Source organism: Chryseobacterium sp. IT-36CA2, assembly GCF_949767875.1.
In the GTDB taxonomy this organism is placed as follows: domain Bacteria; phylum Bacteroidota; class Bacteroidia; order Flavobacteriales; family Weeksellaceae; genus Chryseobacterium.
Genome location: NZ_CATKPG010000025.1, coordinates 243226 through 254511, shown reverse-complemented (window position 1 = coordinate 254511; position 11286 = coordinate 243226). Strand labels below are relative to the sequence as shown.

General features: G+C 35.8%; 8 protein-coding genes. 1 reads left to right on the top strand and 7 read right to left on the bottom strand.

All coding sequences use genetic code 11. The annotated features are described in order from the left end of the window. Positions 1-135 precede the first annotated feature (135 nt). The 3 genes from ACM6F9_RS21520 to uvrB form a co-directional block, all read right to left on the bottom strand. Complete coding sequence (locus tag ACM6F9_RS21520; RefSeq protein ID WP_414847555.1) at positions 136-579, bottom strand: hypothetical protein; 444 nt, start codon at positions 577-579, stop codon at positions 136-138. A gap of 2 nt (positions 580-581) precedes the next feature. Continuing rightward, positions 582-941 carry a hypothetical protein gene (locus tag ACM6F9_RS21515; RefSeq protein ID WP_414847554.1) on the bottom strand — a complete coding sequence of 120 codons (360 nt, stop codon included), beginning with the start codon at positions 939-941 and terminating at the stop codon, positions 582-584. Between the two features lie 288 nt (positions 942-1229). Next, entirely contained in the window at positions 1230-3221 is a 1992-nt protein-coding gene (uvrB, locus tag ACM6F9_RS21510; RefSeq protein ID WP_414847553.1) for an excinuclease ABC subunit UvrB, read from the bottom strand. A 225-nt stretch (positions 3222-3446) separates the two neighbouring features. On the opposite strand from uvrB, the gene ACM6F9_RS21505 reads away from it, so the two are divergent. After that, complete coding sequence (locus ACM6F9_RS21505; RefSeq protein WP_414847552.1) at positions 3447-4664, top strand: PQQ-dependent sugar dehydrogenase; 1218 nt, start codon at positions 3447-3449, stop codon at positions 4662-4664. A 56-nt stretch (positions 4665-4720) separates the two neighbouring features. Here the strand turns inward: ACM6F9_RS21505 and ACM6F9_RS21500 are convergent, their stop codons facing one another. From ACM6F9_RS21500 to ACM6F9_RS21485, 4 genes are all read right to left on the bottom strand, one after another. Further along, on the bottom strand, positions 4721-7147 hold the full coding sequence (locus ACM6F9_RS21500) for a TonB-dependent receptor plug domain-containing protein (RefSeq protein ID WP_414847551.1): 2427 nt from the start codon (positions 7145-7147) through the stop codon (positions 4721-4723). Between the two features lie 156 nt (positions 7148-7303). Next, positions 7304-8467, bottom strand: a complete 1164-nt coding sequence (locus ACM6F9_RS21495) for a pyridoxal phosphate-dependent aminotransferase (protein ID WP_414847550.1) — start codon at positions 8465-8467, stop codon at positions 7304-7306. A gap of 2 nt (positions 8468-8469) precedes the next feature. Beyond that, on the bottom strand, positions 8470-9546 hold the full coding sequence (locus tag ACM6F9_RS21490; protein WP_414847549.1) for an FAD-dependent monooxygenase: 1077 nt from the start codon (positions 9544-9546) through the stop codon (positions 8470-8472). A 342-nt stretch (positions 9547-9888) separates the two neighbouring features. Beyond that, entirely contained in the window at positions 9889-11265 is a 1377-nt protein-coding gene (locus ACM6F9_RS21485; protein ID WP_414847548.1) for a tryptophanase, read from the bottom strand. Positions 11266-11286 lie beyond the last annotated feature (21 nt).

Genomic DNA, 11286 nt, shown 5'->3' with positions numbered 1-11286 from the left:
TCGGCGGATTAAAAGATGCCGCCGAAACTTTTTTATATCAATTTTTTTAAGCTTTCAAAGCTAAAATTTCATCTCTTAATTTAAATGCTTTCCCGATTTATTAAATATCTATTAGACAATTAAATAGTAGAAGAGTTATACATTTAAGTATAATAAAAAGTCATCCTCATTTTTAATACTCAATAGAACTTTCTTTCCAGAATATAGTTCAATATAAATAACTTTTTCAGAATCTAAAATATAACCCCAACCATACTTTCTGGAATAGCGTATTCCCCATCCAATGGTGGAATAGAAATCAATAAGATTACCGATATAAGCTTTTTTTATATCTTTTTTATTTAAAATTTTATAAAAAGGAATAAATGGAAAAAAAGAATATTTTATATTATTCATATCAACAATAATTTTAAGTTTTGAAAACAGCAATATTAAAATGACAATTAATGACAATATAGAAATAAAATATATTGTATTACGAGATTCATCACCTTTTAAACAAATTGTTAATACAACAATAAACTGTACAATAGACAAAAATCGAAGTAATATCGGGAATTTGAGAATTTGTGTTTTCATAATTATGTCTTTTCAGATAATAATAAAGTCTTTTTATAGCTTGAAAATACTTTTCTAATTTCTATGATATTTTTTTTCATAGTAATTGTCGGATCAAAACAGTATAAAATCAGACATCCTGTCATTGAAATCCAAAAAGTACCTAATCCATGAATTAAAAATATAAGAAAATGGAATATGAATGCTAAAATGAATAATACGTATTTTATTTTTTGTTTTAGAAATAAACCAACAAATAACATTATAGAGGAATCTTTTTTAGGTTTAAACGACAGTTCGTAAAAGAAACGGGTTGCATTACTTTGGGCATAGCTATAGAAAATAGCAAATAAAAAGAAGTATAATTGTACTGCTTTTTTCATCATTTTGTTGTTTTTCTGACCTTAAATTTAATGATTTTTTTATATTGTTTTATTTTTTTTTGCATTTTTTTTGTGTTATTCATAATTTTCTTTTTTCTAATATATTTTATGTTTAATAAAATAATAACTCCTAATATGCTAGTTCATTTTTTATTTATGATGAGTTTTCCATAGAATTTTTTATATTTTTTAGAAAGCGGTAAGAACCGGATTATAGAATAAAACAATCTCAATATATAATTTCGGCGGCATCAAAGATGCCGCCGAAACTTTTTTATATCAATTCTTTTAAGCTTTCAAAGCTAAAATTTCATCCCTCAGCTTAGCTGCTTTAATAAAATCAAGATTTTTAGCTGCAGCTTCCATCTCTTTTTGCTTTTGCTCAATCATTTTCTCTATATCTTCATTTGCATAAGTTGCCTTTGTCTCGGCCACTTTTTGCATGATTTCTTTTTGAGTATATTTCTGATCAGGAAAATCCTTACTTCTTCCAACAAGATTTTCAGAAATCTTTTTATTTAAAGCTGTAGGTTTCTTTCCATTATCTTTATTATACTGCATTTGTTTTGCACGGCGATATTCGGTTTCATCCAAAGTAGCCTGCATAGATTTTGTGATTTTGTCGGCATACATGATTGCCTTTCCGTTTACATTCCTTGCGGCACGTCCCACGGTTTGGATCATAGATCTTCTGCTTCTCAGCATTCCTTCTTTATCAGCATCCAGAATGGCAACTAATGAAACTTCTGGTAAATCTAACCCTTCTCTTAATAAGTTGACGCCGATAAGGACATCAAAAAGACCTAAACGAAGATCCTGCATGATCTGAATACGTTCCAACGTTTCAACATCTGAGTGGATGTATCTTGTTCTGATTCCGAATTTGGTGAAGTATTTGGTAAGTTCTTCTGCCATTTTCTTCGTTAAAGTAGTCACAAGCACTCTTTCGTCAGCATCAGATCTTTTCTGGATTTCTTCCATTAAGTCATCAATTTGATTTAATGAAGGTCTCACCTCAATAATTGGATCAAGAAGTCCTGTCGGTCGGATAATCTGCTCAATATAAGCTCCACCTGTTTTTTCCAGTTCATAATCTGCAGGCGTTGCGGAAACATAAATAACCTGATTCTGAATGGCTTCAAATTCTTCAAACTTTAAAGGTCTGTTATCCATTGCTGCCGGAAGCCTGAAACCATATTCCACTAATGCTTCCTTTCTGCTTCGGTCACCACCATACATGGCATGAACCTGTGGAACAGTAACATGGCTCTCGTCGATGACCATCAAAAAGTCCTTCGGGAAATAGTCAATCAGGCAGAAAGGTCTTGTTCCCGGAAGACGGCCATCCAGATATCTTGAATAGTTTTCAATTCCAGAGCAATAACCCAATTCTTTGATCATTTCAAGATCCAGTTCTGTTCTTTCCTGAAGACGTTTTGCTTCTAATGGTTTTCCAACAGAACTAAAGAAGTCAACCTGTTTTACCATGTCATCCTGAATATCTTTAATAGCACCATTTAAAGTTTCTTTCGATGTTACGAAGAGATTAGCAGGGTAAATCTGTATTTGATCAAAATTATCCTCTACATTTCCCGTAACAGGGTCAAAACTTTGGATTTTTTCAATTTCATCTCCAAAAAACTGAATTCTGATCGCATTATCAGCGTAAGCAGGGAAAACATCAATTACATCGCCTTTCACACGGAATGTTCCTCTTTGGAATTCATTGAGTGTTCTGGCATACAAAGCATTAACCAGTGAGTGCAAAAGTGCTGTTCTTGTCACTTTCTCACCTATCGCTATAGAAATTAGTGATTTATGAAATTCCGTAGGATTCCCGATACCATAAATACATGAAACAGAAGCCACAATTAAAACATCCCTCCTTCCTGAAAGAAGGCTGGCAGTAGCAGAAAGACGCAGTTTTTCTACCTCTTCATTGATGCTCAGATCTTTCTCGATATAGGTACCTGTTGTGGCAATATACGCCTCAGGTTGGTAGTAATCATAGTAGCTGACAAAATATTCCACGGCATTTTCCGGGAAAAATTCTTTAAATTCCATAAAGAGCTGCGCGGCAAGAGTCTTATTGTGTGCCAGTACTAAGGTTGGACGTTGTACATTTTTTACAACATTTGCAACAGTAAAGGTTTTTCCAGAACCTGTTACCCCAAGAAGCGTTTGATATTTTTCACCGATTTCTATTCCTTCGGTAAGTTTTTCAATAGCTTGAGGCTGGTCTCCGGTAGGTTTATATTCTGATTGAAGCTTAAAATCCATAGAAAAGAATGTATATAACAAAAATACGAAAGAAATTATTAGGCAGTATAATGTTTTGGAGATGAATATTTTGATAATAAAATTTTAACAGATTGAAAAGTGTTAAGAGGCTTTACTACTCTTTTTTGAAAGCAAATTTTCCAGTTCTCTCCAAAGAATACTATTTTAGAGCAGATTTTATGGCATTATTTTTCCATTCGTTCTATAAAACCTAATCATAATAATATGAAAATCAATCAATTTTATATTCCTGTAGTAAGCTTTTTTCTTTTTTTATCCTCATGCAAAGAGAATCATGCAAATGCTCAGAAGACTGGGAACGACGGAAGTGTTGAGACAGAAAATCCTAATTCTGACAACAAACCTGCTTTTAAAGGACAGACAAGAATTAAAGCAGTAAAGACAACAACAGCCTATACCGTAGAAATATTGAATAAAGATTTGGGAAGACCCTGGGGTATTATCAATTTACCGGACGGAAGATTCCTTATCACAGATAAAAAAGGCTCTATGAATGTTGTTTCCACAGACGGAAAACAGGTGTCTAAAATAGAAGGTTTTCCAAAAGTAGATTCAAAAGGGCAGGGAGGAATGCTGGATGTAGCTCTTGATCCTGATTTTAAAACCAATAATACTATTTACTTCACTTTCTCAGAACCATTTGGGAAAGGAAACTTAACCTCTGTAGCAAAAGGTAAGCTATCGGCAGGTCTTAAAAATATTTCAGAAGTAAAAGTTATTTTTCGTGCAGAGCCTTCTTATGATGGAGATAAGCATTATGGAAGTCGTCTTGCTTTTGATAAAGATGGACATTTATTTGTCAGTACAGGAGAGAGATCAGATAAAGTAACCCGTGTATATGCTCAGAAAACAGATAATTATCTTGGGAAAATTTTAAAGATTACAAAAGATGGGAAACCGGCTCCGGGAAATCCTTTTATAGGAAAATCCGGCCATAAACCTGAAATCTATGCTTACGGTGTTCGAAACCCTCAAGGTATGGCAATAGACCCTAATGGAAATCTTTGGGATGTGGAAATGGGACCAAGAGGAGGTGATGAAATCAATCTGATCCAACCGGGAAAAAATTACGGCTGGGGTGATGTAACCTATGGAATTGAATATTCCGGAGATAAAGTAGGAAAAGGAATTACCCAAAAAGAAGGAACCGAGCAGCCTGTATACTATTGGGATCCTGTGATCTCACCAAGCGGGATTACTTTCTATACAGGAAATATCGAGGAATGGAAGGGAAATCTTATTATCGGATGCCTGAGTGGCGAACATATTGACAGAATTATCATGAAAGATAATAAGGTAGTAGGAGAAGAACGTCTTCTTGCAGATCAAAAAGAACGCTTCCGTGATGTGCTGAACGGAATGGATGGAAATCTGTATGCAGTCACAGACAGCGGAAAGCTTTATAAAATCTCAAAAAAATAGAAAAAGCCTACTGATTTTCAGTAGGCTTTTGTATGAAAGCAGGCTTTCTTCATTTCTTAAAACTTAAAGTTAAGTCTGGCGAAAACCTGTCTTCCGGCAAATCCCATCTGTACAGGATCAAAAATACCTCCGGATTCAGTATTTCCGCTTGACACCTGAGTGGTCTGTAGAGTAGGATATCTGTTGAATAAATTTTTACTTCCTAAAGTCAGATTCAGGTTCTTACAGAATTCGTAGCCAAAAGAAAGGTCGGTTGTTACTTTTGGATTATAGAGCTGTTCCGTACCATCATAGCCAATTAGGGTAACCTTATCGAACCTTACCATCTGCAGGTTTACATTAAATTTGCTCAGCTTATAATTAAGGTTTAAATTGACTTTTGTTTTTGGAGCCGAAGCAAGGATAAAAGCCTTTTCTCTCGCGCTCAGATAAATATCTTCTTTCCCAGCCAGCTGTTCTGAAGTATTTATTTTCGTAATTTCCATATCATTATAGTTTCCAGCCAGAGTAGCAGTCAGTTTTCCAGAACCGATGTTTTCACTATAGCTTAAGATAAGGTCAACCCCTTTTGTTTTCGTATCTATAGCATTGGAGAAAAACTGTACCTGGTCGATAAATGGATTCTCTGCCTGAACCTCTGCCGGCAAGTCTGCTTGTGCAAAATATCCGGTAAGAACGATTCTGTCTTTTACGCGAATATAATATCCATCTACAGTTGCTGTGAATTTTCCTGTGTTGAAAGTAAATCCGGCACTTCCATTCACAGATGTTTCCTGTTTCAATTGAGGAATTCCAAGACTGCTTGCTAGTTTACTGTCATTAGAAGCTAGTTGGATCGTAACCAACTGGCCTCCCTGGAAGTTGGTAAACTGTTGGCTGTAGTATTTCTGAGCCAGAGAAGGCGCTCTGAATCCTGTAGAAACGGAACCTCTGAAGGCAAACTGCGGAGTAATGGCATATCTTGTGGCAAATTTACCATTTAAAGTACTTCCGAAATCATTATAATTTTCAAACCTTCCGGCAATGCTTATCATCCAGTTTTTTGTTACATCCAATTCAGTGTCTACATAGGCCGCGAAGTTATTTCTGCTTTTTCCGGTATCTGTGGAATAGCCTGGGAATCCCTGAGATCCGCCTGGTCTTACATTTCCGCTTAAAGGATTGGTAACAAGTAGGTTTGGAGGAGTGTTTGGTGTTACAGGATTTCCATTCATATCATACATGGAGTAAGAAGCTTCTTCTCCTTTGATGATATTAAATTTTTCATATCTGAATTCCGATCCGAAAGCAACGTTAAGCCCTTCCAGTACCTTGAATTGTTTCACGGCGTTAAAACCAGTTGTATTCTGCAGCAGGGAATGCCCACCAGCATTAAAGCTTGTAGGAGATTTGATTCCTAAAGTAGCATTAATGGTATTATCTATCTGGTAGGTAAATCTGTTGTTCCCAAAAGCATTGTAAACATCTACATCCCAATCGGCAACCTTGAATTTTAAGCCATTGTCAAACGTGAAATCTGTAATACTAGTGTCTTCAATGGGGTTAAATCCTGTAGGATAAACTTCAGGAATATTACCATCTGCATCCGGCGTTCTGGTCCAGGCATAAGCCTTGGTATTTCTATGGGAGAAACCTTGACGGGAATAAAATTTCAGACCATCAGATAGTGGTAGTTCAATGTTTCCGAAAAAGTAAATATTCTGAGCTTTTGCATCCCCGAAACGCTGTCTTGGGGCTGTATATAGATCCGGATTTGCATTTCGGATGGCGTAATCTTTATTGATGAATTCTACAGTAAAGTTTCCAAAGCCTCCTTTTGAACCTATTTTAGTTCCTAAATTTCCACTGAAATCAAAGGTAGTTCCGTCTATTTTGTGATCAGAAACCACATCATTGTTTCCCGGGCTTTTAAAAAGGTTCATACCTGTGAATAGATTTCCCTCAAAACCTTTATCCCGGTCATTCAAAATAACATTGATAACCCCTGCGATAGCATCCGAACCATATTGTGCGGAAGCTCCGTCACGAAGCACTTCCACTCTTTTGATGGCACCAATCGGGATGGTATTCATATCGTATCCCGTGTTTCCTCTTCCTTTGGTTCCGAAAAGGTTGATCAGTGAAGACTGATGGTATCTTTTTCCATTTAGCAAAAGTAAGGTCTGATCGGGACCAAGACCTCTTAAAGTGGCTGGATCTACGGCATCAGCACCGTCAGATCCTGATTGTTTATTAGAATTGAAAGAAGGTGCAGAAAATTGTAAGAGCTGGTTGATTTCAACCTGTCCCGTTGACTGGCTTACCTGTTTAATGTCTATAATGTCTATAGGAACGGGTGTATTTACTACCGTTCTTTTTTTGTTTCGGCTTCCGGTAATGGCTACTTCGTCAATCTTTGATTCTTTCAAAGTATCCTTTACCTGCTGGGCATAGGAAAGGGTAGTAGCTCCAAGGAAAAAAATGCTGATGTATTTTATTCTCATAATGATAATCTTAAGCAGTAATTCGATCAAAATTATCAATATTTGTTTTTAAATCAATAGTAAAATTAAATATTTGTTATGAATATCTTAAATTTTATTTAAATTTCACGTATTTGAGAAAAATAATAATTTAATTTTCAAATTCAATGAAAAATATTAATGCAAAAAACTTGTAATGAGTCGGTTAATTCCTTCTTCTAAAATTTCCTGTGAAGTAGAAAAGCAAATTCTGATATGTCCCTCCGCTCCTTTCCCGAACCACCTTTCTGATCCCGGAACTATAGCTACTTTCCCTTGTTTTAGGACATGCTGAGCAAATTCATCACTGGTCATTCCGTTTTCAATCTTTGGAAACAGTACAAAAGTCGCCTCAGGAAGATTGGGTGTCACAATTTCTGAACGGCTTAATAATCTAAAAGCAAGGTCTCTGTTGTTCTGTAAGTGGGCTAAAAACTCTTTATACCAGGGCTTTGCCTTTTCCAGCGCTACACTTCCGGCAATCTGAGATAAAGTGGAAACCCCTTCTATAGTCGAGTTAAAATTGGATTTCTCAGTAAAATCTTCAAGAATATCCTGATCATTGCACAGCACCGCTCCTATTCTCAATCCTGCTATTCCGAACGATTTTGAAAACCCATAAACGGTAAAGCTCTTTCTCTTTGCCTTCTCTGAAACGGAAGAATAGGTATGGAACTCTTTTTGATCATAAATAATATCACTCCAGATTTCATCACTCATGACCCAAAGATCATGGGCGGATGCAATTTCTGCCACTTTTATTAATACTTCTTTAGAATAAACCTTTCCAAGCGGATTGTGTGGATTGCATATGCTGATCAGTTTAGTCTTGGGATTGATTAATGAAACCAGTTTTTCAAAGTCAATTTCTCCTGTTATTGTATCAACAGGGCAGAGTGTTACTTTTCCGCCTGCTGTTTCTACAGATTTTTTGAAGAGAAAATCTACAGGGTCCAGAATAATGGCTTCATCTCCGGAGTTAAGAACATAGGAAGCGATCAGAAACATTCCCTGGGCAGCACTGTTTACAGCTAATACATTTTCAGGTGAAAAGCTTCCGTGTTTTTCTTGATTAAAATGATCTGCAACACTTTTCTTAAACTCTGGCAGCCCGGAAAAAGGCCCGTAGCTGAGATAACCGTCTTTCAGATATTCGATAATACCCTGTTCTATTTCAGGAGCGGTTCTGAAATCCGGATCAGCTGCTGTAAGAGGGATAATTCCGTCTTCCAGAGTAGCCCATCTTCCGTTATAGGCCTTTCTTTTTAATGCTTCAAAGTTGATATCGTTATTGGTGAACATATTTATTTATAAGATATGGGTATAATATTTTCTGTTTGTTGGCTTAATGGAAGTAAAAACTGGTTAAGCAATATTCTCCCATTGCTGATGTGAACTTCAATTTCAGGTTTTCTTTCTTCCTCATACTTACTGAAAGCTTTGTGTATATTGTCTTCTTCAACTAAATATTTCGTTAATAAGAAAGAGTCTTTCAATGCTGAAGTAACTCCCTGACTTGTAAATGGTATCAGTGGATGTGCTGCATCACCGATAAATACAAAGTTTTCATGATAAAAAGGATTGAGATTTTCTAATTCATAAACACTCCATAAATGTACATTTTTATAGTTTGATTTTTGTATGATTTCCGGGACTAAAGGATGCCAGTTTTTAAAAACTTCAAGCATGTATTTCCTTAAGTTTTCTGCAGAACATTCATTAATTGTATATTTTTGGTTATCAAACTGAGAATACCAAAGAACGGTATCATCAGAAAGTTTAAGGATTCCGAAAGTAAGACCGCCTTCTTCATGATGAAATTTCATAAAGTCATCTTTAATAGAATCTGCAATTTCTTTATTTTGAATGATATTCACTACTTCGCTTTCCTGTACTACTCTCATGGATTCATCCTTAAAAAAATGTTTTCTGATTCTGCTTCTGGAACCGTCAGAAATGACAGTGATGTCTGCATCAATGTACGTTCCGTCAGAAAGCTTCAGCTTTCCGTTCTGCTGATCATCAGGAATAATGGTTTCTTCGTAGGTGATCTTTTCAGGAGAAATATTTTGGGCTAACAGATCAATGAGTGAATGTCTTGAAATCGCAAAAACATTGTCCAGTTCCTTTTCTGCCAAAATTTTTCCGGTATGGGAATACTGGGTGTATTTTTTCAGAAAACTTCCATGTCTATGAATAAGATCCGGATCAATTATTTGATAAAGATAATCCATCCCTTCCTTCGGAATGAGAAAGCCGTGACCTGCCAGATCTTTCTTTTTTCTCCTTTCGTAAATGTGATAATCAATTTTGTATTTTTCTAAGTAATTCGCCATGCTTAAGCCGGAAATACCGGCGCCCACGACAGCAATTTTCTTCATTTCGGAATAATGTATTTTTCAGGTTGGTTTTCTAAGTATTTTTTAGTCTCCTTTAGATAAATACAAAATTAAAATTAAAAACATTCCCTATTTCAAAAAATGAATTAATTTGATTCTGGTTTTATGAAAAATAAAATGAAAAGCATAATAAATAATGTATAATAAAAAAATATGAATGGTATATTTTTATTATTAAGGTAAATTTATTTATAATATCTGAATGATTGTAAGTGTGTTACGTAAGGAATAGCAGTAAGAGTAAGGAAAGATAAGATAACTCTTGTTTAATAAGCTTTTGAACGATAGTACATAAAAAAACCGGAAAAAATTCCGGTTTTATGATTAAGCTTTTTCAAGCTGAACAGTAAAGTGTCTTAAGATTTCCGGTTCCCAGGTGATCTTATATCCTTTTGCTATTTCGTCACGTCTTTCATATACGTTTTTGATGGCTGCAGCAATATAATCCATGTGGTTATTGGTATAGGTTCTTCTAGGAATTGCCAGACGTACCAATTCTAATTTCGGGTATCGGTTTTCTCTTGTAGCAGGATCTCTGTCTGCCAATAAAGTCCCGATTTCTACAGTTCTGATTCCTGCTTCCTTATAAATTTCCAGGCCTAATGTCTGTGCCGGATATTCTTCACGGGAAACATTCGGAAGAAAGTTTAAAGAATCGATGAATACAGCATGCCCTCCGATAGGTTTCTGAACAGGGATTCCGTATTCAATCAGTTTATTTCCAAGATATTCAACCTGGGAAATTCTGCTTTCAAGGTAAGCAAACTCGGTAGCCTCATCAAGACCTACCGCTAATGCTGCCATATCTCTTCCTGCCATTCCTCCATAGGTAATGAATCCTTCGTAAATGATCGTAAAATTCGATGCTTTTCTGAAAACTTCTTCGTTATTCAAAGCAATGAATCCTCCAATGTTTACTAAACCATCTTTTTTAGAACTCATGGTCATTCCGTCTCCATAAGAGAAAATTTCTTTACAGATGTCTTTAATGCTTCTGTTTTCCTGTCCAGCTTCTCTTTTTTTGATGAAATAAGCATTCTCTGCAAATCTCGCCGAATCAAAGAATACCGGGATTCCATATTGATCAGAAAGTGCTTTTACAGCTTTCATATTTTCCAAAGAAACAGGCTGTCCTCCGGAAGAATTACAGGTAATTGTAATTAAGCAGAAAGGTATATTTTCTTTAGGATGGCTTTTATAAACTTCTTCCAGTTTTTCAAGGTTGATGTTTCCTTTGAAAGGATGGAGGTCATTAATATCAAAAGCTTCGTCTATCGTACAATCGATGGCATGTGCCTTTCTGATTTCGATATGTCCTTTTGTGGTGTCAAAATGAGAGTTTCCGGGAACTACGTCACCTTCTTTAACCAATACTGAGAATAGAACGTTTTCGGCAGCTCTTCCCTGGTGGGTTGGTAGTAAATATTTGAATCCTGTGATTTTTTCCACAGTTTTCTGTAATTGTTCAAAAGAGCGGGATCCTGCATAGCTTTCATCTCCGGTCATCAAAGCAGACCACTGTCTGTCAGACATTGCTCCGGTTCCGGAATCGGTAAGGAGGTCGATGTAAACATGTGAAGATCTTAAATTGAAAAGGTTATAATTAGCTTCTTTAAGCCATTGCTCTCTTTCTTCTCTGGTGGATTGATAGATTTCTTCCACCATTTTAATGCGGAAAGGTTCCGCGTACGGTAAATTCATGAGTTAAGTATGTTTTAAATT

What these genes read in the sequence shown, in the direction of transcription:
- ACM6F9_RS21520 (WP_414847555.1), bottom strand. Translation starts at nt 579, where the DNA reads ATGAAAACACAAATTCTCAAATTCCCGATATTACTTCGATTTTTGTCT.
- ACM6F9_RS21515 (WP_414847554.1), bottom strand. Translation starts at nt 941, where the DNA reads ATGAAAAAAGCAGTACAATTATACTTCTTTTTATTTGCTATTTTCTAT.
- uvrB (WP_414847553.1), bottom strand. Translation starts at nt 3,221, where the DNA reads ATGGATTTTAAGCTTCAATCAGAATATAAACCTACCGGAGACCAGCCT.
- ACM6F9_RS21505 (WP_414847552.1), top strand. Translation starts at nt 3,447, where the DNA reads ATGAAAATCAATCAATTTTATATTCCTGTAGTAAGCTTTTTTCTTTTT.
- ACM6F9_RS21500 (WP_414847551.1), bottom strand. Translation starts at nt 7,147, where the DNA reads ATGAGAATAAAATACATCAGCATTTTTTTCCTTGGAGCTACTACCCTT.
- ACM6F9_RS21495 (WP_414847550.1), bottom strand. Translation starts at nt 8,467, where the DNA reads ATGTTCACCAATAACGATATCAACTTTGAAGCATTAAAAAGAAAGGCC.
- ACM6F9_RS21490 (WP_414847549.1), bottom strand. Translation starts at nt 9,546, where the DNA reads ATGAAGAAAATTGCTGTCGTGGGCGCCGGTATTTCCGGCTTAAGCATG.
- ACM6F9_RS21485 (WP_414847548.1), bottom strand. Translation starts at nt 11,265, where the DNA reads ATGAATTTACCGTACGCGGAACCTTTCCGCATTAAAATGGTGGAAGAA.